General features: G+C 61.5%; 15 protein-coding genes. 14 read left to right on the forward strand and 1 reads right to left on the reverse strand.

Features of this window, described 5'->3' with window-relative positions; genetic code table 11:
- Window positions 1–298 precede the first annotated feature (298 nt).
- The 9 genes from OVA12_RS16280 (at window position 299) to OVA12_RS16320 (ending at window position 11,630) form a co-directional block, all read left to right on the forward strand.
- On the forward strand, window positions 299–1,606 hold the full coding sequence (locus OVA12_RS16280) for a UDP-glucose dehydrogenase family protein (protein ID WP_268139157.1): 1,308 nt from the start codon (window positions 299–301) through the stop codon (window positions 1,604–1,606).
- The gene (locus OVA12_RS16285; RefSeq protein ID WP_268139159.1) at window positions 1,603–2,604 is read left to right on the forward strand and encodes an NAD-dependent epimerase/dehydratase family protein; all 1,002 of its coding nucleotides are present in this window, start codon (window positions 1,603–1,605) and stop codon (window positions 2,602–2,604) included. Before OVA12_RS16280 ends, OVA12_RS16285 begins: the two co-directional genes overlap by 4 nt.
- Before the next feature lie 126 nt (window positions 2,605–2,730).
- Window positions 2,731–3,864 (forward strand): glycosyltransferase, encoded by a 1,134-nt coding sequence (locus OVA12_RS16290; protein WP_268139161.1) that lies wholly within the window; start codon window positions 2,731–2,733, stop codon window positions 3,862–3,864.
- Window positions 3,865–3,947: 83 nt separating this feature from the next.
- Window positions 3,948–5,195, forward strand: a complete 1,248-nt coding sequence (locus tag OVA12_RS16295; protein WP_268139163.1) for a lipopolysaccharide biosynthesis protein — start codon at window positions 3,948–3,950, stop codon at window positions 5,193–5,195.
- Window positions 5,196–5,265: 70 nt separating this feature from the next.
- Complete coding sequence (locus OVA12_RS16300) at window positions 5,266–6,615, forward strand: O-antigen polymerase (RefSeq protein WP_268139165.1); 1,350 nt, start codon at window positions 5,266–5,268, stop codon at window positions 6,613–6,615.
- Window positions 6,616–6,666: 51 nt separating this feature from the next.
- The gene (locus tag OVA12_RS16305) at window positions 6,667–7,845 is read left to right on the forward strand and encodes a glycosyltransferase family 4 protein (RefSeq protein WP_268139167.1); all 1,179 of its coding nucleotides are present in this window, start codon (window positions 6,667–6,669) and stop codon (window positions 7,843–7,845) included.
- Window positions 7,829–8,677, forward strand: coding sequence for an aldo/keto reductase (locus OVA12_RS16310; protein WP_268139169.1), 849 nt, complete (start codon window positions 7,829–7,831; stop codon window positions 8,675–8,677). Before OVA12_RS16305 ends, OVA12_RS16310 begins: the two co-directional genes overlap by 17 nt.
- A 63-nt stretch (window positions 8,678–8,740) precedes the next feature.
- On the forward strand, window positions 8,741–9,976 hold the full coding sequence (locus tag OVA12_RS16315; RefSeq protein ID WP_268139171.1) for a Gfo/Idh/MocA family protein: 1,236 nt from the start codon (window positions 8,741–8,743) through the stop codon (window positions 9,974–9,976).
- Window positions 9,977–10,199: 223 nt separating this feature from the next.
- On the forward strand, window positions 10,200–11,630 hold the full coding sequence (locus OVA12_RS16320) for a mannose-1-phosphate guanylyltransferase/mannose-6-phosphate isomerase (RefSeq protein ID WP_268139173.1): 1,431 nt from the start codon (window positions 10,200–10,202) through the stop codon (window positions 11,628–11,630).
- A 378-nt stretch (window positions 11,631–12,008) separates the two neighbouring features.
- Here OVA12_RS16320 and OVA12_RS16325 read toward each other — a convergent pair whose 3' ends face one another.
- A complete protein-coding gene (locus tag OVA12_RS16325) occupies window positions 12,009–12,944 on the reverse strand; it encodes an NAD(P)H-dependent flavin oxidoreductase (RefSeq protein WP_268139175.1) in 936 nt (311 codons plus the stop codon).
- Window positions 12,945–13,208: 264 nt separating this feature from the next.
- Between OVA12_RS16325 and OVA12_RS16330 the strand changes: the two genes are divergently transcribed.
- The 5 genes from OVA12_RS16330 to OVA12_RS16350 all read left to right on the forward strand — a co-directional run bounded on the left by OVA12_RS16330 (window position 13,209) and on the right by OVA12_RS16350 (window position 25,347).
- Complete coding sequence (locus OVA12_RS16330) at window positions 13,209–15,932, forward strand: DUF4214 domain-containing protein (RefSeq protein WP_268139177.1); 2,724 nt, start codon at window positions 13,209–13,211, stop codon at window positions 15,930–15,932.
- 562 nt (window positions 15,933–16,494) lie between these two features.
- Window positions 16,495–19,212, forward strand: coding sequence for a DUF4214 domain-containing protein (locus OVA12_RS16335; RefSeq protein WP_268139179.1), 2,718 nt, complete (start codon window positions 16,495–16,497; stop codon window positions 19,210–19,212).
- A 240-nt stretch (window positions 19,213–19,452) separates the two neighbouring features.
- Window positions 19,453–20,370: a DUF4214 domain-containing protein gene (locus tag OVA12_RS16340; protein WP_268139181.1), complete on the forward strand. Its 918-nt coding sequence runs from the start codon at window positions 19,453–19,455 to the stop codon at window positions 20,368–20,370.
- A 445-nt stretch (window positions 20,371–20,815) separates the two neighbouring features.
- Window positions 20,816–23,527, forward strand: coding sequence for a DUF4214 domain-containing protein (locus OVA12_RS16345; protein WP_268139183.1), 2,712 nt, complete (start codon window positions 20,816–20,818; stop codon window positions 23,525–23,527).
- A 296-nt stretch (window positions 23,528–23,823) separates the two neighbouring features.
- Entirely contained in the window at window positions 23,824–25,347 is a 1,524-nt protein-coding gene (locus OVA12_RS16350; RefSeq protein WP_268139185.1) for a SapC family protein, read from the forward strand.
- Window positions 25,348–25,364: the final 17 nt, after the last annotated feature.

Below are 25,364 nucleotides of genomic sequence, written 5' to 3' on the forward strand. Positions count from 1 at the left end.
AAGCCCCGGCACACCATCACCGGCCTGGTGGCGCTGCCCATGGCTTAACCTTGATGAAACGTTAAGCGGCACAAGCCTCTCCCGGCGGCAACGGCGAATTGAAACCGACACTAAACTCGGGTAACAACAAGTCATGTGGCCTGCTGCGCTGCAAACAAGCGCGCAGATCATCCGGAATGTTGACAGGGCACCCCGTCGCGCCAGCAGATTGGTTGGTACCGGCTGCTGGTAGCAGGATATCGTCCCTGACACACCGATTGCTATTGTACAGTTCTATTCGCTTGGTCGGGATTTTGACATGAAGATTGCGATGATCGGCTCCGGTTATGTGGGCCTGGTTTCTGGCGCCTGCCTTGCCGATTTCGGCCATGAAGTGACCTGCGTCGACAAGGCCGTCGACAAGATCGAGGCGCTGAAGCGCGGCGAGATCCCGATCTTCGAGCCGGGCCTCGACCAGCTGGTCGCCACCAACGTCAAGGCCGGGCGCCTCGCCTTTACCACAGATCTTTCCGGCCCCGTGGGCGAGGCCGACGTGGTGTTCATCGCCGTTGGCACGCCGTCGCGGCGCGGCGATGGCCATGCGGATCTGTCCTATGTCTATGGCTGCGCCCGCGAGATCGCGGCGGCCGTGAAGGGCTTCACTGTCGTTGTCACCAAGTCGACCGTGCCGGTCGGCACCGGCGACGAGGTTGAGCGCATCATCCGCGACACCAACCCGGATGCCGATGTGGTCGTCGTCTCCAACCCGGAATTCCTGCGCGAGGGCGCGGCGATCGGCGATTTCAAGCGTCCGGACCGCATCGTCATCGGCATCGAGGACGAGCGCGCCCGCGAGCCGATGACCGAGGTCTACCGCCCGCTCTATCTCAACCAGGCCCCCCTGCTGTTCACCGCCCGGCGCACGTCGGAGCTGATCAAATATGCCGGCAACGCCTTCCTCGCCATGAAGATCACCTTCATCAACGAGATGGCGGACCTGTGCGAACGCGTCGGCGCCGATGTGCAGGACGTGGCGCGCGGCATCGGCCTTGACGGCCGCATCGGCTCGAAGTTCCTGCATGCCGGCCCCGGCTATGGCGGCTCGTGCTTCCCGAAGGACACGCTGGCCCTCGTCAAGACCGCGCAGGACCATGACAGCCCCGTGCGCCTGATCGAGACGACAGTGGCGATCAACGACCAGCGCAAGCGCGCCATGGCGCGCAAGGTGGTGGCGGCCGTTGGCGGTGACCTGCGCGGCAAGACGATCGCCATTCTCGGCCTCACCTTCAAGCCGAACACCGACGACATGCGCGAGGCCCCCTCGCTGTCGATCATCCAGGCGCTGCAGGATGGCGGCGCCACCGTGCGCGGCTACGACCCAGAGGGCATGGAGGCGGCCAAGGGCCTGCTCGACAACGTGACCTACACCAAGGACGCCTATGACTGCGCCACCGGCGCGGACGCCCTCGTCATCGTCACTGAATGGGATGCCTTCCGCGCCCTTGACTTCCCGCGCCTCAAGACCGTGATGACCGCCCCGGTCCTCGTCGACCTGCGCAATGTCTACAAGGCCGCCGACGTGACCCGGCACGGGTTTGCCTATGCGAGCGTGGGACGGGTGGCATGATGCAGACATGCGCCACTCAAGTCACCACGACATCTGCTTCCGGGACCATTGTCGTTTTCGGAGGCAGCGGTTTCATTGGCAGCCACCTTATCCGGACGCTTCAGGCACGGGGCGCCGACAAAATTGTCAGCGTTGACCGACGTGCGCCGAAGACCCGGATCAACAACGTCACTTACATCGATGGCGATGTACGCGATCTCAGTGCATTCGACGTCTCTGGACCCGTCGCGACAATCTACAATCTGGCAGCTGTCCATACGACGCCCGGGCATCCGACACACGAGTACTACGAAACAAACGTAGCCGGTGCCTCTCAGATCACCGCATTTGCCCGGCGCAAAGGCGTGCGCGAGATCGTCTTCACCAGTTCGATTTCTGTCTATGGCCCGGGCGAGGAAACAAAAAGCGAGAGTTCTGTTCCTGCCCCCGAATCGGCCTATGGCTGGTCTAAATGGCTCGCCGAGGGCATTCATCGCGACTGGCTGCAAGAGCATGAAGACCGGCGCCTCGTCATTTGCCGCCCAGCCGTGATCTTCGGCCCCGGCGAAGGAGGCAACTTCACCCGGCTCGCCAAACTGATGAAGAAGGGGCTTTTCGTCTATCCGGGACGCAAGGACACCATCAAGGCTTGCTTCTATGTCGACGACCTCGTCGATTCACTTCTATATGCCAAGGACCTCGGTCGGCCTTACGTGCTTTTCAACGGGTGCTACTCTGATCGCTATACCCTGGAACAGATCGTCGATACCTTCAGGTCTCAGCATTTTCCCAAGGTCCGGACCTTCATGATCCCTCTCTGGGTGGTTTTGGGCGCTGCCAAGGCGCTACGCCCCTTTTCGATGCTCGGGCTTGGGATCCACCCCGACAGGGTCATGAAACTCGTTCGCTCGACGGACATCGTCCCGAACTGGCTGGAGGCGGAAGGCAAGTCAGCACCTGGGCGCCTTCCCTCAGCCTTCGAGCGATGGTCAACTGGATCAGACGGCGCGTTCATCTGAGACCATTTTCGGCGCATCCGACAAACTCACAGGATGCGCCGCTGACTTACAAATATTTTTTTCATCAGTGGCATACATCGAGAAAGCTTGAGTTTCTCAAGTCGTGTTCGCCGGGAGGTCCGCATCATGTCGCTCGCGCTGGGAATTTCACTGTCCATTACATTGGTTTGCGCGATCCTCGTCATCTATCCCTACCTGATCTACCCATTGCTCCTGCGGTCATTAAAGACGCGTCCTGTCGCCGCTCGCGAAGGCAATAAAGTATCAGCCACGCTTGTCTTTTGTGCCTTCAACGAGGCAAAGGCAATGCCTGACAAGATCGCCAACGTCGCATTGCTCAAGGCACGGCATCCTGATCTCGAAGTCCTTGCCTTCGATGACGGTTCGGCCGACAGCACGTTTGAACAGCTAGCCGCGCATCCCGAACTCCTCACGGTCGTCCGGGGCGGAGGGCGCAACGGCAAGGCCCATGGTATGAAGTTGTTGGCTGCCAGGGCGCAGGGTGAGGTCATGATTTTCACCGATGCGAACGTGACTCTCAAGGAAGATGCGATCGACCGGCTGATGGCTTATTATGCTGACCCGCAGGTTGGCGGTGTGTGTGGCTCGCTCCACTACAAGGGCGAAGACAGTTCGGCCACGGCAGCGGTGGGTTCGCTTTACTGGCGGCTCGAGGAATATCTCAAGAAGGAAGAATCTCGCACCGGAAATGTCATGGGTGCAGATGGCTCGATCTTCTCCCTGCGCCGCAAGCTCTACCCGAGCTTTCCCGACACGGTGCTCGACGACCTGACCGTTTCGATGGCAGCCGTCTTCTCCGGCCATCGGCTGATCAAGGCAGAAGATGTGATTGCCTATGAGGGCCTGGTTGCCAAGCGTGGCGAGGAATTCGCCCGAAAAGTACGGATCGCAGCCCGTGCCTTCCACACCCATCTCTTTCTATCGCCACAGCTGCGCCAGATGGCGCTGCTCGACAAGTTCAAGTATGGCTCCCGCAAGATGGTGCGCTGGTTCGGTGCCGCTTTCCTGACGATCGGAGCGCTGTCTGCAGCACTTACCGCCGCGCTTATCTCGCCTATTCTCCTGGCCTTGGGCCTCGGAGTGACGCTCGCTCTGGTCCTCCTGGGACTGCGGGCAGAGAAAGGCCCGCTCGCCTCGATCATGGAAATCGTAATTGCTCTCTATGCCACCCTGCTGGGTGTCTTCCGAGCCCTGCGCGGCCAGACATTTGCCGTCTGGAACCCGGCGAAATCTCGGTGAAGGCCTGACACGATCTGGAAAAGGCGAGCCGCAGGACGGACGCAAAGGTCCCGCATCGCGTCTCAGAGGAACCGGAACGACGCATGCAATATGTTGCCGCAATAGCCTCGCGTTACGGCGCACTGGCCATCCAGTTTCTCCTGGTGCTACTCGTCACCCACGCTCTGCCGCAGGAGATGGCAGGGCAATACTTCGTGGCCTTCGGCCTCGTCGCCACCCTGTTCTGCATCACTGGCCTCGGCCTGCCGGACGGTCTGGTGAAGACCATCGGCGACCAGATCGCGGATGGCAATTTGGGTCTGATCAGGTCGGCGCTCTGGCGCACGCTCCTCGTGGGCGGCCTGAGCGGTGTCCTTCTTTTTGGCCTTGGCGCCGCCGTCAGCGTGATCTTTGGCGCGGCCCCGGTTCTTGCCGGACTGACCGCGACTTGGTGCCTGCTCTACGGTCTTGTCTTTGTCGTTGCGCAGTGTCTCGTCGCCCTGCGCCACTCCGGGCTTGGATCCTTTTTCTTCTATAGCTCGACAAACATCTTTTATCTGCTCACGTCGATCCCCTACCTGCTTCTGGCGCAGGACCCGCAACTCGACCGACTGCTGAGCCTCAGCCTCCTTGCCGCAACCCTCTCCCTCGCCCTAGCGCTTGGCGCATTGTGGCGGCTCACGCGACAACTGCCGCAGAGCGACGAAAAGGCAGAGCTGCGAGCCGCCTTCGAGATCGGTGGGTTCATTGCCGTTTCACGATTTCTGCAAAGTGCCCTGTTCTGGATCCCGGTTTGGGTCACGACGCTTTATCTGGGAGAGGCGCAGGCGGCCGTGATCGGCACAGCCGGGCGTCTGCTTGTTGCGGTGGCTGCCGTGGTGGCTGCATTGCGGTTTTCGGTGAGGCCCGCGATCGTCGCTGCGGCCGCGGCCAATGACTGGCCGGCAATTGAAAGGACAGGTCGCAAGATCGCGCTGTTTGCCTCCGCCTCGACCGTCTGCGCCATGTTCGGCACATGGCTTCTCGGTCAGTGGGCCATCGCAATGCTGTTCGAGCCTGGCTACGCAGCGGTGTGGCCGGTGCTGCTTGTGCTTCTGCTCGGAGCGCTCGGAGAGACCATCGGAGGGCCGGTCGATGAAGTTCTCAAGCTTACCGGGTATGGCAAGGTCGTCCTTTTCGGCCTGATCGCGACCGCCCTCGGCGAAACCCTGCTTGCAGTTCTGCTTTCGCCCTTCGGTCTTTTAGGCATCGCCAGCGCACAGGCCGCTGCATTCTGGTTGATGTATGCTTTTCAGATTTTTTATCTTAATCGGGTAAGATGTGTGCTGATCATCCCTTGGAGATTCAAATAGCAAACGCAAGAGAATGACAGCTCTTAATAGAGCGCAATTGTTGATCACAGAAATCTACGAGATCAAACGCATGAACGCGATGATGGCAGCATTATTGATATTCTCCACGTATATGTCGTTGCGTGGACCTCATATTTTTTCGCCTCTGCGTCTCTGGCTGGCTACTTGGTCTATTGCGTTCACCGTCAACGCGCTGCTCGGATGGAGTTATTATTATAGCACTGAGATAACTGGTTTTGTTTTTGCTTCGATCATAATGTTCAGCCTTGGCGCCTGCACGTTCAAGTCTCTCACGCCTTCAAGATCTTTGGCAGTCAGAAAGCCACAGACTGAAATTGCCGACGTCCTTGCCGAGCGGAAAGTGGGACTGTTGATCCTGCTTCTTTTGCTTTCGTGTCTTCCGTTGATTGATCTGGGAATGCGCTCTTTCTCATCGGTTTCCCTGCTTGGATTGCTGAGCAGCGGTGATCGGATGTTCTCGATCATGAAGGAAAATCAGGCGGCACTCTATCAAGACAACGAACTTAATTTTCCAGGCTCTTTCAAGCTAGTTACAATGATCCTAGTGTTTTCAGCAGCGCTTATTCCCATCACACTGTTATCGAGGAAGAACCGCTACCCCGTCGCGAATGCGATCTTGCTTCTCATCGTCTCCTTCCTTTTCAGTGCGGCATCCAATGTTCGTTCGCTTTTGCTTGTTCCGCTTCTGATGTTTTCGTTTTCCTTTGTTGCCGCCTGTGTTGTTACTCAAAAGACACGCATTCTGACCCGCCCTCGAAACCTCCTGTCCGCCGTAGGATTGGTGACGTTCTTTCTCGTCTGGATCGTCGTTGCGCAAAGCGCCCGTCTCGGGGACGCCGATTTCGAACGCGTTGGCAAGACCCTCGATCATATGCGGCCTTGGTTTGCAGGATACGTTCCCGCGCTTTCGGTCTGGTACGAAACCTATGCTCAGGACTACCAGATGGGGTTAGGCACGAACCTGTTGCGCGGTCTGCTCGGCCCACTTGGGCTTGTGAGCGGTGAAGGTTTCGACAGCCGACTGATCGCCGTGGACATCGGAAACGGGCAGACGTCAAACGCCATGACGATCTTCCGTGTGCTCATCCTTGATTTCGGCCTGTTCGGAACAGCTATCGCCTGCTATTTCTGGGGCCTTGTCGCTGAGTATACATATTACAAGGCTATAAAAAGCGCTGGCGCTTGGATTGTTGCGCTCTCAGCTCAGTATTGCGCAGTATTTTTCTCCCTGAACTACTGGTACTTTGCGTATGGCGCTCGAATATTTGGAATTATCGGCGCCGGTTTCGCGGTGTCATTTCTCGTCCACCTCTACCGCAAAAAGAAGGCTCACCAGATCCGATCAAGCGAACGCCGTGACGCTGCATTCGGATCCCAAAAGCTGCCTGCCCTTCATTAACGACATCGATTTTCTGCGCTGTCCTGCGCCACGTCAGATTGAGAGAACAACATGCCAATCAAGGTCCTCATCAACGCGAAAGCCTTTCCCCCGGTGGTCGGCGGGGTCGAAAGCTACAGCGAGTTCATTGCGCGCGCCTACAAGCGGGCCGGCGTCATCCCTGTCGTTCTGACGGCGTTTAACGGCCGCGTCGGCTGGCATGAGCGCGACTACCCTGAAGGCCCCATCCGCGTTCTGAATGTGGGCATGGGTCCGCAGCCGGTGGTCTTTCTCAAGATGCTTGTCGCCTCCGCCTGGGTGCGGTTGACGCAAAAGTTTGACCTCCTGCATGCAACGACCTGGCGGGCGGCTTTGGCCATCCTGCCTTTCCGAAACCGGAAGCCATTCGTTCTGACGGTGCATGGGCAGGAAGTGCTGAATTATCCTGCCATTCTCAAGCGGCCTATGATCAGTGCCCTTGTTACCTCCGATCTCGTCATCACCGTGTCCCATGTGAGTATGGAGGCGGCACGAAGCGCCCTCTTCGGCGCACAGCCGAAAGGGAGATGGCAGGTCAACTTCAACGGCTTGTCCTATCTCAAAGAGGCGACGGCTCACGTCCGCAAACCCGTTGATCGCAACAGGATCCGCATCGTCTCCTTTGCTCGGCTTGCGGTTCGAAAGAATTTCGAAGGCTGCCTTGCCGCTCTTGCACTTCTGAGAGATGAAGCAATTACAAACTTTCACTACACTATCGCAGGAACAGGTCCACTGAAGCAGAAGATCGAAGGTCTGATCCAGGACCTTGATCTGGGTGATCACGTGACCATGGTCGGCTATGTCGACGAAGCCGACATTCCCGATCTCTACCGGTCCACCGATATCTTTCTGCATCCGCAGACCGCATCCGAGACCGGGCGCGATCTGGAGGGCTTCGGACTCGCAATCGCGGACTCGATCTCCTTCGGGGCCGCGGCCGTGGTCGGCAAGGATGGAGGCCCAAAGGATTTCGTCGCGCATGGCGAGCGGGGCCTCGTGGTCGACGGCAATAACACTTCTGATATTGCCGATGCCTTGCGTGTGCTTCTGACGGACCCGGACGTGCTGGAACGCTTGTCTACCACCGGTCGCCACTGGTGCCTCAAAAACCTCTCCTGGGACAGGCATGTGGCCCAAGTGCTCGATTTCTTTTCTCTCGGCGCCCGCCTCCAAACCGTTCAGGAAGGACAAACCCATGAAGTCGGATCGTAAATTCGGCCGTTCCGGACTAACCGTTTCGCCGGTTGGCCTGGGCTGCAGCCGACTGGGCTCCGTTCTGGGGGCGTCAGCAACAGAAGCCGAGACAGTGCTCAGGACGGCGCTGGAGGCCGGCATCACCTTTCTCGATACTTCGAATGTGTATGCGCAAGGCGAAAGCGAGCGCCTCGTGGGGGGCGCAGTCAAGGGGCGCACCAACATTCTTGTCTGCACCAAGGTTGGCAAATACCTGCCGCTAAGCAAGCGCCTGCTGCTTCCGTTCAAGTCCCTGATCAAAAGCGCCGTCGGCGGCAGCAAGTCTTTGCGTGAGGGGGTACGGCAGAGCAGATCGAAGGGATTGCCGAGCTCCTGGGAGCCATCGCATCTGCGCCAGTCAGTCGAGGCCAGCCTGCGCCGTCTCGAGCGTGAGGCCGTCGACGTGCTGATGTTGCACAGTCCCGGCGCCGAAACCATCCGCAAGGGAGAAGCACTCGACACGCTCGCCGATCTGAAGCGCGCCGGCAAGATCCGTGTCATCGGCGTCTCCGTTGATGATGTAGAAGCGGCCCGTGCGGCGCTGGCCGATGCGCGCGTCGAGGCGCTGCAGATCCCACTGCATCCGGGCCTTTCCGATTATGACGAGATCCTGGCCAGCGCGGCGGCCCAGGGCGTGGCCATTGTTGCACGGGAGGTTCTCGGAGGCCCCAATGCCATCAATAAGGCCATGCTCGACGGCGCGCGGGTGAGCGCACGCATGGTCGAGGCCGCCGCAACACCCGGCGTCAGCCTCGCCCTGGTGGGAACCACCAAGCCCCGTCATCTCCAGGAGGCGGTGTCCGGCTTCTGAGCGGGTGCTTTCGCCCTGCCCTTCGCTTTTCTTTTTGTTCGACCTGATTTTGAGACCAGATCCATGAAAATTGCCATTGTCGGTTGCGGCTATGTCTTCGACATTTACATGCGAACGCTGCGCGCCCACCCTGAGATTACCGTCCTTGGCGTGTTCGACATCAATCCTGAGCGCAACAGACGCGTCCATGATTTTTACAAGTTCCGGATCTATGACAGTTACGACGCACTGCTAGGCGACAGTGACGTTGAGATTGTCGTCAATCTGACCTCCATCCATGCCCATTTCGAAGTGACGAAGCGGGCACTCGAAGCCGGCAAGCATGTCTATTCCGAAAAGCCGCTCACCAAGAGCCTGGAGGAATCCGCCCGCCTGTTCGAGATCGCCCGGGACAATGGCGTTCGCCTCTATGCCGCGCCCTGCAACATCTACAGCGACATGGTGCGCACCATGTTCAAAGCGGTAGAAGAAGGGGCGATCGGCAAGCCGAGGCTGATCTATGCCGAACTGGACGACAATCCGATCCACCTGCTCGATTTCGACAAGGTCAAAAGCCCGACTGGCGCGCCATGGCCCCTGGAAGAAGAGTTGCGCGAGGGTTGCACCTACGAGCATCTGGGATACCACCTTGTGTGGATCTGCGCACTCTTGGGCCCCGCGCTCACAGTCACTGCCTTCTCCAGCGAGCTTATCGAGAACAAGGCCGCCGGCCTCCCCCCCTATGTGGGCACTCCGGACTATTCGGTCGCTTGTCTGCATTTTGCCAGTGGGGCGACCGCGCGCATCACCTGCAGTTTCGTTGCTCCGCGCGATCATCGCATGCGGGTGATCGGAGACAAAGGCGAGGTTGTCGGGGACAGCTATCGTCATTATAGGTCGCCGGTCTATCTGGAGCGCTACAGCAAGACCAGCCTCAACGCCCGCAAGTTCCAGACCCTGCGCGCGCACCCTCTTCTTGGCCGGTTGTTCGGTATAGGCGGCAAGCGCCTGCCACTTGTGCGCAACTGGAAATCGGCCGCAGTCATGAAGGATCAGACCCAGCGGTCATCGATGAAGCAGAGGCTACTCGAATGGGTGCGACGCAAGGAGATCTACGCGCAGGACAAATTCGTCGGCATTGCCGAAATGGCCAAGGAGATACGTGAAAACAATCCGCAGTATCTGACGCCGGAGTTCATCTTGCATGTCAACGAGCTGACCTTGCTGGTACAGGGCGCCGGCACGCATGGTCTGGCCACCACGCCGAAAACCACCTTCGCGCCGCTTGGCCCCATTCCGGGCACACAGACCGCGCGGTAAATGTTGGTGGGAGCGGCACCCGAGTGAATAAAACCGGTAATCATCCCATGGCTCCGAGGGTTGCCTGACGAGGGGACTTCAATGCAGTTGACCTGCGGGGACAGTTGTGGATAGACGTTTTTGAAATAGCTTCGGCCCCACTTTCACTTAGAGCGTGCTAGGGCTAGTGCATCGAAATCTCGTTGAGCGAAATTCTGAAAACCTTTCATTTGAGGATTGCGTCATGATCACTCCCCTTCTCCTGGTTGGCGGTTCCGGGACCCGCCTTTGGCCTTTGTCGCGCAAGAGCTTTCCCAAGCAGTTTGCGCCGCTGATCGGTGAGGAAAGCCTGTTCCAGGGCTCGGCGAAGCGGCTGTCGGCGGACGGCTTTGCCGCGCCCGTCGTCATCACCGGATCGGATTACCGTTTCATCGTCACCGAGCAGCTGACCGCTGTGGGTATTGACCCGGGCGCGATCCTAATCGAGCCGGAAGCGCGCAACACCGCGCCCGCCGTGCTGGCCGCAGCGCTCCATATCGCCAAGAGCGATCCCAACGGATTGATGCTCGTTGCCCCGTCCGACCATGTGGTGCCGAACCCGGCTGCCTTCCGCGCCGCCGTGGCGGCTGGCGTTCCGGCGGCTGAAAGCGGCCAGATCGTCACCTTCGGCATCCGCCCGACCCATGCCGAGACCGGCTATGGCTGGCTGGAGCTGTCGGCCGCAGCCGCCGAAGGCGAGCCCGTTGCGCTGAAGCGCTTTGTCGAGAAGCCGAACCGGGAGAAGGCCGAGGCGATGCTCGCCGCCGGCTCTTATCTCTGGAACGCTGGCATCTTCCTGTTCAAGGTCTCCACCATTCTGGACGCCTTCCAGGCGCTGGCGCCGGACCTGATGGAGCCCGTCACAAGCGCGGTCGCGGACGCCAAGTCCGACCTCGGCTTCCTGCGGCTCGATCCGGCGGCCTTTGCCCGTGCGCCGTCGATCTCCATCGACTATGCGGTGATGGAGCGCGCGACCAACCTCACCGCCGTGCCTTTCGGCGCCGGCTGGTCAGATCTGGGCGGCTGGGACATGGTGGCCAAGGAAATGGGCCCGGACGCGCGCGGCAACAGCCTTGGCGGCGAGGCCTCGGCCATCGACTGCGACGGCACGCTCTTGCGCTCCGACAGCGACGGGCTGCAGCTCGTCGGCATTGGCCTCAAGGATGTCATCGCGGTGGCGATGAATGACGCCGTGCTGGTGGCCGACAAGTCCCGCGCCCAGGACGTGAAGCTCGCCGTCGAGGCGCTGAAGCAGAAGGGCGCGCGCCAGGCCGAGACCTTCCCGCGCGATCACCGGCCGTGGGGCTGGTTCGAGACGCTGGCGCTCGCCGACCGGTTCCAGGTCAAGCGCATCGTCGTGCATCCCGGCGCGGCGCTGTCGCTGCAGAGCCACGTGCACCGCTCCGAGCACTGGATCGTGGTGTCCGGCACCGCGCGCGTGACGGTGAACGACGACGTCAGGCTCGTGACGGAAAACCAGTCGGTCTACATCCCGCTCGGCGCCATCCACCGGATGGAAAACCCGGGCAAGGTGCCGATGGTGCTGATTGAGGTGCAGACCGGGGCGTATCTGGGCGAAGACGACATCATCCGCTACGAGGACATCTATTCCCGTGGCCAGGGCGCCAAGGGCTGAGCTCAGCCTTCAGGGGTGACTTGGACAGAAGGCCGGGCAGCACGTCCGGCCTTTTTTTGTTTCTTGAAGAGGCTTCAGCCGCGCCCTCGGACGTCTTCCCTTCCCTTTGCGGTCATCCCCGCCCCCGTGCGGGGATCCACTCCCCGCACAACACAAACAAAGCGCGGGGATCCAGGCAGCCTCAAAACGGGTCCGCAGCGCCCCGTCCAGTCAGTCGCCCGGCTGGATCCCCGCACGGGGGCGGGGATGACCGCGTGTGGTTGGTCGGGCGGGATAATTTCTTGCGGTTGGCTGGGCGGGGATGCTCTAAGGGGATGGGGGGATAACGGCCGAAGGATGAGCGGGGATGACCGGAGACAACCGCCTCCCCTACCCGCCTCAGAACCGATCGGCCGCCACGGCGGCCTTGGCCTCCTTGTACTCGGCAATGAGCCGGGCGCAGAGCTCGCCCGTCGGCAGAACCTCGGAAATGCCGCCGACGCCATGGCCGGCTGACCACACGGTCTTCCAGGCCTTGGCCTCGCCTTCCAGGTCCATCTTTCCATGTGAAGCAAGGTTGTCCGGGTCGAGCCCGGCGGCGATGATCGAGGGTTTCAGGAAATTGGCGTTCACGCCGCTGATTGCCGGCGTATAGAGAATGTCGCGGGCGCTGGCACCGACGATCATGTCCTTGTAGGCTGCCTCGATCTGCGCCTCATGTGTGGCGAGGAACCGCGTGCCCATGTAGCCCATGTCGGCGCCCATGGCGCGGGCGGCGAGAATGTCGGCGCCCGTGTTCATCGCGCCGGCCAGAACCAGCGTGCCGGACCAGACCTTGCGGATCTCGCTGACGAGCGCGAAGGGGCTGAAGGAGCCGGCATGGCCCCCTGCCCCGGCCGCAACCGCAATGATGCCGTCGACGCCCGCCTCGGCCGCCTTTTCGGCGTGGCGCGCGTTGATCACGTCATGGAACACCAGCCCGCCATAGGAATGCACCGCATCGACCACATCCTTCACCGCGCCGAGCGAGGTGATGACCAGCGGGACCTTCTTCGCCACCGTCATCATCACATCGGCCTCGATGCGGGCGTTGGAGCGATGCACGATCAGGTTGACGCCGAACGGCGCGGCCTCGCCAGTTTCCGCCAGACGCCCGGCGATCTCGTCCAGCCAGTCGCCATAGCCCTGCGTCGTGCGCTGGTTCAGCGCCGGAAACGTGCCGATCACGCCGGCCCTGGCCGTCTCCACCACCAGATCCGGCCCGGAGGCGAGGAACATCGGCGAGGCAATGGCCGGCAGCTTGAGGCCCTTGGTCAGCGCGGCGGGAATGGGCATGTCTGGTCTCCTCCGGGAGTGGCTCACATCGCCCCGGACCCTGCCCGGACATTCCGTTAACGTCAAGGGCAGATCGCAGGGTTTAGCAACCAGGCCGATCCCATCCCCTTCCATCCATGTTGAAAATCGGAAACGGCGATTGCGGCGCCGCCGCGCGCGCCATAGCTGTTAACGAATGATAAATTCGGAAAATGACCAAGGGCGCGGTCGACACGCTCCGGTTTCAACCTCCCCGTCCCTTGTTCCTGCTTGATGGAGTTCGCCTTGAGTACCGCCAGAGAAACCGTCGCGCGCATCTTCAAGAACGTCACCTTCGTCGACGCGCCATCCAGTTTGCTGAACTCCTACACCGCATTGGTCGAGGCGGGAGTCATGACCGTTGACAACGTGATTGATGCAGTCGTCCAAAGTCCGCAGGCGCAGTCGGCGGCGGCGTTGATCCGGGTGTATCAGGCGGCGTTTGGACGCATTCCGGATATCACCGGGATCACAAATTTCCTGCAATCGGGAGCAGACTTTTCCAAAGTTGGCCCCAGTTTTGTTTTGTCCCAGGAATGGGCGAACCGGTACGGCGGATCAGCCGTCAACGAGGCGCTGGTGCAAGCGCTCTACGCTAACGTTCTGGGGCGGACGGGGAGCGCGAACGAAGTTGCATACTGGGTGAACAGGGGGCTGACCGGCGCGCTGACCACCGAGCAAGTTCTTTTCGGCTTTGCAAACTCGGCCGAGTTTGTGCAGCTCAGCGGAAGTTCGATTGTGGCCCTTCTGACGGCGGCAGGAAAGGCGCAGACGGCCGATGAGCTGGCAGCGGTCTACAATGGAACCGACCCGCTGCGGCCGAACTTCCCGGTGACCTCGTTCACGCTCAAGGCGACGCTCGACCAGTTCGAGGGGACGGAGGGACGCGATACGGTCTATGGCACCCTCGATGGCACGGCCACGGAGACATTCCAGGCATTTGACGAAGCCAACCTGAAAGGCGGCGAGGACACGCTTCACCTCAGCAACTCCGCCGGCACCATGACGCTGCCGACTGTCACCAAAATCACGGGTGTCGAGCATCTGGTGCTGCGCTCAGGCGCCAATGCCGTGACGGCCGATGTCCAGGGTGCGAGCTACAAGGACCTGCGGACAATCACGGTCGAGCAGGCCGGAACCAAGGCGGCGATCGATATCGACACGAAGGCGGCAGTGACGTCCGTTACTGTCAAGGGTGGCACAACCGTGGCCATTGACGACAATGGTGCGGCCGGTACCGACAAGCTGACGACGGTCTCCCTTGACGGCAACACGGGCGCGGCGTCGATCGCTTCGGACGCCCTGACAAAGCTCTCCCTTGCCAACACATCCGCGTCGGCCACGGTCACGGCCGCAGCGGGAACGCGCGCGCTGACCCTGACCGTCAACGCTGCGTCCGGTGCAACCATCACCGACAACGAGGCAACCTCGGCGAAGATCATCGGCACCGGTACGGCCTCATCGAGCGTGACCCTGAACCTTGGTAAAGCCACAGCGCTCGAATTTGCCGGCACCAAGGAGAATGCCTATATCCTCGGCGGGGCTCAGCCGGCAGATCTCACCATCACCAGCACCAGTACGGGCGGAACCAAGATCAACACTGCCCTGAACACTGACGTGACCTTCACCGGCGGTGATGGCAAGGACACCGTCACTGTCGGCGCGACCACCAAGGCGATCCAGATGGGCAAGGGTGACGACACGGTCACCGTCAACGGCGGCACCATCGGCACCGGCGGCAAGATCGATGGCGGACTTGGCACCGATACGCTTGCCCTGGCACCGGCCGACGCGATCAGCGTGACAACCTCGACCGCCTTTGCCAGCAAGGTGAAGGGCTTTGAAGTGCTGCAGCTGTCCGCGACGGCGGCAGCGGGCACGATCAACCTGGCGAACCTCAACACGGTGAGCACAGACGGCGGCGACAATGCCATCAACAAGGTGGTGTTTGCCTCCGGCCCGGCGCACGCCCTGACAATTTCCGGGCTCAGCTCCGGCGCAACCCTTGAATACAAGGCGGCTGCCAGCGCGGCCGTGACCGCCGACATCACCGGCGCGCTGACTGGCAGCGCGGATGTGCTGAACATTGGCCTGACTGCCACCTCCGGCATTGGCGCTGGCACCGTGAATGCGGCCAATGTCGAGATCGTCAATATCCTGTCCGACGACAGCGCGACCACACCGACCGGCATTTCCCATTCGGTCACTCTGGCCGCGACGTCTGCCAGCAAGATCACCGTTTCGGGCGATGCCGGGCTGACCCTCAGCTTCAGCGGCACGAAGCTCACCAGCTTCGACGCATCTGGCATGACCAAGGGCGGCGTCGACTACGCGACCCATTCCCTCGAGAATACTGCGACGCTGACGGGCGGTGCCGGCAACGATGTGCTCAATGCGGGCTCGGCGCTGAAGTCAGTCACCTTGAACGGCGGGGCTGGCAATGACACCCTGCGCGGTTCGACAAGCGTCGGATCGACGCTGAACGGCGGCGATGGCAACGACACGCTGATCAGTGGCTCGGGGGCCGACATTCTGGATGGCGGCACCGGCGATGACACGATCCATACCGGAACCGGCGCGGACAAGGTCACAACCGGAGCCGGAACAGACACGATCGTGATCTCCGCCAACACCGGCGTCGTCTACGCGTCGGTGACAGATATCGCCAAGGGCGACAAGATCGACTTCCTGGGTGGCGGGACTGCGACGTTCAATGCCCAGCAGATCAAGCTCGCTGATACGGCCAGCCTGCGTGACTATCTGGATGCGGCCGCCGCATCGACGTCAGCCGGCACCAACAGTGCGATTTCCTGGTTCCAGCTGTTCGGACAGACCTTCCTCGTGCAGGACCGCTCCAACACCGCGGGCTTCAACGACAGCACCGACCAGATCATTCAGCTCGCGGGTGAAATCGGCCTGGTTGGATCGACGATCAGCGGCACCACGGACAACATCCTGACCATCGGCTGACAAGCCCGACAGGACCATTGCCATCGAAGACCCGCCGGCGCATTCACGCCGGCGGGTCATTTTGCTTCTGACGGGACAGGCTTGCGAGGCAGCCCCTGACTTTGACGCAAATCGGGCGGGAGCGGAGGCCGCGAATCCTGTGAACGCGAGCGTCCATGTCCTTCGCTCTATCCGCCTTCGCACCTGTTGCAGGCTGGCAACACCGGGATGACATCTGCAGTTTTGACAGGGACACCCATCGGCCCGGAAGATGGGAACGGCCGGACAACCCGTTGAAAATCCGCAAGTTTCCGGGAAACTCGCGCGGTTGGGTATCCTCAGCGTGGCGCGAGCCGCAAAAGTTGCAGGCCGTCGACCGGGTCAATCACGCGCTTGCACGTGTAGTGAATTTACTATACACCACTCGGGAGCGGTGGAATCAGCAGCTTGCGGCCAGATGGCTGCTCGTCTAATGAGGAACCCGTGTTGGGAGAGTCGCACCTGTGCGCCGCCCGGCCTCGACGTCTGTCTGGCTCCATTAGGGCAGAGGGCAGACGAAAGAACACGAGAGAGGACTTGAGATATGGCTACCGCCGATACCATCAAGCAGTACTTTGTAAACATCCTGCAGCGCGACCCGACCGCCGCTGAGACCTCTTACTGGGTTGCGACGGTTGACTCCGGCGCCCTGACCACGACCCAGGCCCGCGACGCCATCGCTGCCAGCGGTGAGTCGGTGACCTACGTCGACCAGATCATCCGCATCTACCAGGCTGCTTTCGGCCGCGTTCCGGACACCACCGGCATCAACGGCTGGACCGACCAGCTGCGCGCTGACGCCACTGCCCTGTCCAAGGTTGCTGCCGGCTTCGTCAACTCGACCGAGTGGAAGAACCGTTACGGCGACAACACCGTCAACGACGCCGTTCTGCAGGCTCTGTACCAGAACGTTCTGGGCCGCACCGGTTCCGCAGCTGAAATCGCTGCCTGGAAGGCCACTGGCCAGTCCATGACCCAGATCCTGATCGGCTTCTCCAACTCGGCCGAATTCCAGGCAAGCTCTGCTGCTGGCGTGATGGCTCTCAAGCGCGCAGCTGGTGACGTCACCACTGCCAACCTGGCAACCGTGTTCAACGGCACCAGCCCGCTTGGCGTTGACTACGGCAGCACCAACTACACGCTGACCACCGGCGTTGACACCATCACCGGCGGCAATGGCACCGACAAGATCAACGGTATCCTGGATGCGGCGACACCGGCGAACACGACCTTTAACCCGCTTGACACCATCGACGGCGGTGCTGGCAACGACACGATCGCACTGACCAACTCCACCGCTGCTGGCGCGACGACTTTGTCGGCTGCGACCGTCAAGAACGTCGAGAACCTGTCGATCCGCAGCGGTAGCTCCGGTGCGCTGACCGCCGATGTTCAGACCTGGTCGGGTCTTGAGAACATCACGGTTGAACAGGCCGTTACCGCGAACGTCGACATCGACACCAAGGGCAACGTCAAGTCCGTGACCGTCTCCAAGGGCGCGGCTATCGCCATTGACGACAACGCTGCTGCTGGCGCCGACAAGCTCGCTACCGTGTCGCTCGACGGCAGCACTGGTGCAGCCACGATCACGTCTGATGCGCTGGCCAAGCTGACCGTTGCAAACTCTGCCCAGAACGTGACCGTGACGGCTGCTGCCGGCACCCGCGCTCTGGACCTGACCCTGAACAACGTCACCGGCGGCGTCATCGCTGACGCAACCGCGACGTCGGTTAAGGTCACTGCTTCGGGCGCTGCTTCGACTGGTGGTACGCTGACCGCCAACGCAGCAACCAAGATCGACTTCGCTGGCGACAAGACCGTCTCGACCGCTCTTGGCGCTCAGGCTGCTAACCTCGTCATCACCAGCACCAACACCGCTGGCACGACGATCATCACCGCCCTGAACACCGACGTCACTTTCACCGGTGGCGACGGCAAGGACTCGGTCTCCATCGGTGCAACCACCAAGGCGATCGACATGGGCAAGGGTGACGACACCGTCGCCATCAGCTCGGCTACCCTCGGCTCTGGCGGCTCCGTCACCGGCGGCGAAGGCACCGACACCGTTTCGCTGTCTGCTGCTAACGCCTACACGGCTTCTGCAACGACCACCTTCGCTGGTGTCGTCAAGGGCTTCGAAACCCTGCAGTTCGCCGCAACCGGTGGTGCTGCTGGCACGATCGACCTGACCAAGCTCAACAACGCTGGCAACAATGCAATTACCAAGGTTATTGCAGGCGCAGTTGATGATGCCGTGACCATCTCCGGTCTGGCTTCGGGCAACACCGTTGAGTTCAAGGCGGCCAACACCGCTGCGACCACCGCGACCGTGACCAACGCTGTGACCGGCACCGCTGACGTGCTGAACATCGGCATCACCAACGTGGCTGGCATCAACATCAACACGGTTGTCGCTGCCGACATCGAGACGGTTAACTTCCTGACCGACGACACTGCGACCACCCCGACGGGCATCCAGCACACCGCCGCGCTGACCGCGACCGCAGCAAAGACCATCACCGTCACCGGTGACGCCGGTCTGAACCTCGGCACGATCGCTGGCAACACTGTCCTGACCTCGTTCGACGCTTCCGGCGTGACCAAGGGTGCAGTGTCTGTGACGACCGCGGCTCTGGCCAACGCTGCCACCCTCAAGGGCGGTGCAGGCAACGACACGATCAACGCCTCGGCTGCAACCAAGGCTGTGACGATCGAGTCCGGCGCTGGCGACGACACCGTGACCGGTTCGGCGACCGAAACCAACACGATCACCACGGGTGATGGCAACGACACCATCACCGGCGGTGCCAAGGCTGACACCATCAACGCTGGTGCCGGCAACGACACCATCACCTCGGGCAAGGGCCTCGACATCATCGACGTCGGCGCTGGCGATGACACCTTCGTTGTCACCGGTAACGACAACGGCAACACCTATGCCTCGCTGACCGGCATGGGCAAGGGCGACAAGCTGGACTTCGCTGACAAGGGCACCTCGACCTTCACGACTGCGAAGATCACCCTGGCTGACACCGCCCTGTTCGCGGACTACCTGAACGCAGCAGCTGCTGGTGATGGTTCCACGAACGGCATCCTGTCGTGGTTCCAGTTCGGTGGTAACACCTACGTTGTTCAGGACGTTAGCGCAGCTAACACCTTCCAGAACGGCGCAGCTCTGGACCAGGTCGTCAAGCTGGTTGGTCTCGTTGACCTCAGCACCGCGACCGTTGCTGGTGCAACCGCAGTCCTGACCCTCGGCTAATCCCGAAGGTCCGGGGATCCCTCCCCGGTCAAGGAAAATCGAAGCCCCGGCGTGGAAACACGCCGGGGTTTTTCTTTGTGCCGGATTTGCGATGAGGGCCTGCACTGTGGCCCGCTGGCAACATTGTACAATCAGGAGGGGGTGCACCCCGGATAACGTCTTGAAGCTGCAATCTCCGCGCTTTAGTCGATGGCAGACAGCGGCCAACGCCTCACGGTTGCACGGGGAGCACCTTCGACAATGACGACGTCTGACTTGATGAAGCAGTATTTCAACAACATCCTGCAGCGGAGCCCGACCACCTCCGAACTGGGCTACTGGAGCATGATCATCGACACCGGAGCCCTGACCAAGCTCCAGGCTGTCCAGGCCCTGGCCAGTGGCTCCGAGGCGATGAACTATGGCGCGCAGATCATCCGCATCTATCAGGCTGCCTTCGGCCGGGTGCCCGACACGGTTGGCATGAAGGGCTGGACGACAATGCTGCGGGAGGACCCGTCGGCGCTGTTCAAGATCGCGGGCGGCTTTGTCAATTCGCTGGAATGGAAGACCCGTTACGGCGACAGCAGCGTCAGCGATACGGTGCTTCAGGCACTCTACGTCAACGTCCTCGGCCGATCGGCCTCCCAGAAGGAAATCACGGACTGGAAAGCCACCGGCCAGTCGATGGGTCAGATCCTCGTCGGCTTTTCAAACTCGGAGGAGTTCACGCTCAACTCGCAGAAAGGCGTCATCAAGCTTCTGGAGGCGGCCGGTGGCGTTTCAAGCGACAGTCTGAGCACGGTCTTCGACGGCAAGAGCAAGCTGCTCGTTGTCCATGGCACGAAATGGCCCATGCTGGACCACGCCGCTGACGCAATGGACAGCGGCGACGGTACGAACGATGCGACCGACACAGCTGCGGCTGCGAGCCCAGATGCAGAACAAGGTCCGGCACCCGTCTCGAAGGACGCGTCTTCTCTGGCGTCATCTCTGGCGGCTGTCGTTGCTGCGCACACCAATCCGGAGCCGGCAGGCATTATCGACTTCGAGGGCGTCCTGCGTGCCGCTGCAAGTCGGGATCCGGTGATGGTTGCCGAGGATGCGTTGCGCGGCGGCACGGCCTGGCATCCGGCGGCTGAGACCATCCCGCTGATCGGCATCGCCGACCCGGCCTGACCGGAACCCTGTGGCCTGGCGGCGAGCTGATTGCTCAATGCCCGGTTTGGCGATGCGGAAACGCATCGCCGCCCCCTTGCGAACGCGTCTTACCGGGCCCGCGGCACGACTGTCCGCGCCTTGATCAACCAACGTTTATTTTCTGTTGATGGGGTGACTTGGCCGCGAAGTGCACCGGTCAGCGTCGACTGATTGTCGGCGGCACTGCGAAAGCTGGCATACCTTATTGACTCCGCTGGGGAAGGTAATGCAATTCCTTCCCCGCATGAGCTGCGTAGGCCTATCAGGTCCAACACGCCCCGAAGAGCAGGTGCCCAGACAAACAAACAGCACTTGCCTCGACACAAATAAGTCAGGATTTCAGACACATATTCACCTTGCCATGGTGTGCCCGCGCCCGCTATGGAAACGATCTCAGTATGGTAAACTTGATTAGCGGGTACCAATGGCGCCGACGGAAGTGATCACCCAGTATTTCGTCAACATCCTGCAGCGCCGGCCGTCCTCGGGCGAGCTGACACATTGGTCGGCCGTTGTCTCGTCCGGCCAGATGTCGCTGCTGCAGGTGCGTGACACGATTGCGGCGAGCCCCGAGGCGACGACCTTCGTCGACCAGATCATCCGTATCTACCAGGCCGCCTTCGGCCGCGCGCCCGATCCGGTCGGTCTCAACGGCTGGACCAACCTGCTGCGCGAGGATCCGACGGCGCTCTCGAAGGTGGCGCTCGGCTTCGTCAACTCGACCGAATGGATGAACCGTCACGGCAACAACAAGGTGAGCGACGCGGTGCTGCAGTCGCTCTACCAGAATGTCCTTGGCCGCATCCCCTCGCAGGGCGAGATCGACGCCTGGAAGGCGACCGGCCAGCCGATGACGCAGATCCTGATCGGCTTCTCCAACTCGGCCGAGTTCCAGAAGACGTCTGCCCCGCGCGTCACCGAGATCAAGCAGGCCGTCGCGGACACGCCGCTGCCGCCCGCGCCGGTGGAGACGCCGAAGACCCCGGAGCCGACGCCGGTACAGGACCAGCCGGTCACCTACACCCTGACGACAGGGGCCGATGCCATTGCCGGCGGCAACGCCGCCGACACCGTCAACGGCATTGCTGACGGCACCATCAACCAGACCTTCAGCGACGTTGACAGCATCGATGGTGGCGCTGGCACTGACACGTTCAGGCTGGCCAACACCTTGGGCACAATGACCCTGTCGACGGTCGCTGCGGTCAAGAACGTCGAGACGCTGGAGCTGGAGTCCAGCCAGAACGCGGTGACCGCAGACGTCCGCAACTGGACCGGCCTGCAGACGGTCAAGCTCACCCAGAGCGGGACCAAGGCGGCGATTGCCGTCGACACGGGTGGCAATGTCGCTGCCCTCACCGTCACGGGCGGCACCTGGGTTTTGATCAACGACCGCGCCGCCGCCGGCGGCGACAAGCTCAGCTCCGTCAGCCTTGACGGCTACAGCTCCGCCTCGACGATCCAGTCCGACGCGCTGACGACCCTGACGCTGGCGAACTCGAACCAGAACGTCACCGTCACCGCAGCCGCCGGCACCCGGACCCTGGACATCAGGCTCGACAACATGAAGGGCGGCACGATCACCGACAGCACGGCGACTGCCATCAGCGTGACGACGACCGGTTCGGCATCCTCCGGTGTTACCGTGAACGGCAGCAGCTACACCTCCCTGACGCTGGCCGGCGACAAGACCCTCGCGCTATCATTTGCGGGCCTTGCGACAAACGGAACCATCACATCGACCAACACGGCTGGCGTGAACGTGTCGACGGCGCTTGGAAACGGCGTGGCCTTTGCCGGCGGAAGCGGCGCAGACACTGTCAGAGCCTGGGCCACGGAGACCACCGTGACGCTGGGCGCGGGTGACGACCGGCTGATACTGAACGTATCCGCGCTCGGTGCCGGCGGCTCGATCGACGCAGGAGCGGGAAAAGACACGCTGGTCATCGGCGCCGACAACATCATCTCGGCCACCAGCGGCACGACCTTTGCCAGCGTGGTCAAGAACTTCGAGGTGCTCGAGTTCGCCGGCTTGTCCAGCGCAGCAGGCACGATCAGTCTCAGCAACCTGAACTCGGGTGGTGCCAATGCCGTCACCGAGATCCTCGTCACCGGCTCGATCACCAAAGCCCTGACGGTCAACGCCGATCCGAACGGCCTGACCCGGTTCACGACCACGAACACCATCGGTAATAACGTTAACCTCAACGGTGTTGCGTCGGGCGCCACGCTCGAGCACCGCACCAGCAACTCCTCACCAACCACCGTCAACATGACGGATGCCGCCACCAACACGACAGACGTGCTGAATGTGCTGATCACGAGCAGCGGTGCCCGCGGTATCGACCGGGTCAATGCGCAAGACGTCGAGACGATCAATTTCCTGACCGACAACACATCCGCCACGCCGTCCGCCATCCAGCACACCGCAAAGCTGACTGCGGATGCAGCCAGGACGGTGACCGTCAGCGGCGATGCCGGCTTGAACCTGAGCTCTTTCACCGGCACGGCACTGACCTCATTCGATGCCTCCGGCGTGACCCTTGGCAACGTCAGCTGGACGACCGGAGCCCTGACCACCGCAGCCACGATCAAGGGGGGCGCCGGCAATAATACGTTTAATGCGGCAGCGGCAACCGCTTCGGTCACGATAGAGACTGCTGCAGGCAACGACACGATCACTGGTAGCGCGAAGGCAGACACGATTAATGCCGGCGCAGGGAATGACACCATCACCCCCGGTCTCGGGGCCGACACCATCGACGTCGGCACGGGCACCGATACGGTCATCCTGACGGCCGCAAACACGAACGGAACGATCTTCTCCTCGATCACCGGCATGAACGCAGGTGACAAGATCCAGTTCATATCCGGAACGGCGTCCTTCCAGACGGCGGCGATCACGGCAGGCGGCGCGCCCACCTATGCGGACCTGCTCGATGCGGCCACCAATGGGGCAGCCAACCGGGTGGTCTGGTTCCAGTTCGGCGGCGACACCTATCTCGTCCAGGACCGCAGCGCCAACACCACCTTCACCGACGGCACCGATGGCGTCGTCAAGCTGGTGGGTCTCTACGACCTCTCCACGGCCACGATCAGCGGCACGAGCATCAATCTGCTGACGCTCGGGGCGTGATCAGGATCCTTGCCTGCTGCCCAGGCGCAGGGCGGTTCCAGCTCGGCACGTCACCTGGAACCGAATGCGCAGGCGTTTAAACCGGCTGCCTGATTGGGCCAAATGAGAGGACACAGTATTTCAAGGACACTTGCCGTTCGGGCAGGAGGATCAGCACAGGCGGACGCTCAATGACGGACCGAAGCGAGCCCATGTCGTCGTTGCGGACCTCCCTGCCCCTTCAGCCGCTTGATCAGGTTGATACGTTGCAAGCGGAGTTGACGGAGACGCATCTTCTGCCTGTACTCGGTCATCTGATGGCTTTCTTCCTTGCGGTCCGCGCAAAGGTTGACGGTCCTCTGCAAGCCGCACAGCCAGTGTCCAATGGCAAGATCTATCCTCTCGGTCAGTGCCTTGAAATCACCCAAGCGGCCGAGAGACTTCTGCTGGCTCCTGACAAGCTCCGTCTGAGCGGCGAGGCTGCACTCGGGCTTGCGGCCTTTCGGGCATTTCGCTCGGCCGGCGGCAAGATCCGGCAAGTCTGGGGCGATCTGCGCGGCACGTTTTTCCAGAACGCCTTCCAGATCGGCACGCTGTATGTCGATGTCTCCAATGATACCGTCACATTGACCAAGCCGAAGGTCGAGATTTTGCCCTTCGCGGCGGCGAATTTCCGGGCCATCGAGGACTTTCGCCATTTTGCGCAGATTGCCCGGCGCTACTGGAAGCACAGCGTCTTTCCGAACCATGTCTTGCCGGAACTGGCCCCCTTTTGCCCCCTGATCCATGTCTCAACCGGCGGCATCGTCATGTTCAGGGATCCGACCCGTTACATGATCAGTCTCTCCTGCAAAGACCAGTTTTCTGCCAGCGAAGACGTTCTCTCTGATCAGGCCATTCGCGCAGACCTGTTCGAGCATGTCTGCGCACTCCTGCGCAGCCGGCAGACGAAACTTCCAGCCTCCCCGGAGGCCGGGCGCAGGGCTGCGCTGCAGGTTTGCCGGGAGGGACGCGACAAGCGATGGCATCTTTCGCGCAAACACCAGGAAAGTGCAGCCAATCAGGTGCACATGTTCAATCGTCAGCTCCTTGGACGGGGGCAGACCAGGCCATTTGCCCCCGCACGGGACGTCACCGACGGATTGGTTGTTCCTCTCGAGCCGGATGGATCGGCCTGGTCCGGCATCCGGCAGTGGCGCCGCCTGTCGCCCGCCGATCACGCCGGGCTGCGCTGGCAGTCGCTTGCCGTCAAACGAGGACTGCGGGCCAGCCCGCTGGCGCTGTTTGAGGTCGCTGACGCGATCCTCACCGTTCCATTTGCCTTCACACTGGAGGATGGCACCCCGCGCCCGGTGGCCATCCTCGGACTTGAGCAGCCTCTTCAACACTCGCTGCTGACGCTGCTTCAGCGGCCAGCCTTTGTCCCCGCTGCGGAGACCTACGGCGCTTTTGCTGCGGCACAGGACACCGGCGGGACCTTTGTTCTGGCGGTGGACGAGGCCAGCAGGGACTGCCAGGTCACCTCGGGCGATCCGCTCTTCAGCGCTGATGGGCAACCATCTTCGGCCCTCGAAGAAATCAGCGCTGCGGTCGTTCGCCTGGCGCAGGACCGCCCCCACCTTACGCAGGCCGGTGCGGCACTTGGGCGGGCCAACGTGCTGCGGCCAGCTGCAGAACTATCAGCTTTAGATGCCGAACGGCGTTTGCCTCAGCTCTTCGTCGTTGCGCCTGAGGCACTTGCAGCGTTGCGCCCCGACGTGGTTCAAAAGCTGCGTGAAACGGATGCCTTTGCCCTGGCGCAATGCCAGATCCTGTCGATGGCGCATCTGGAGCTGGATTGACGAGCGGTTCCGCGACC

Source organism: Pannonibacter sp. SL95, assembly GCF_026672425.1.
Taxonomy (GTDB): domain Bacteria; phylum Pseudomonadota; class Alphaproteobacteria; order Rhizobiales; family Stappiaceae; genus Pannonibacter.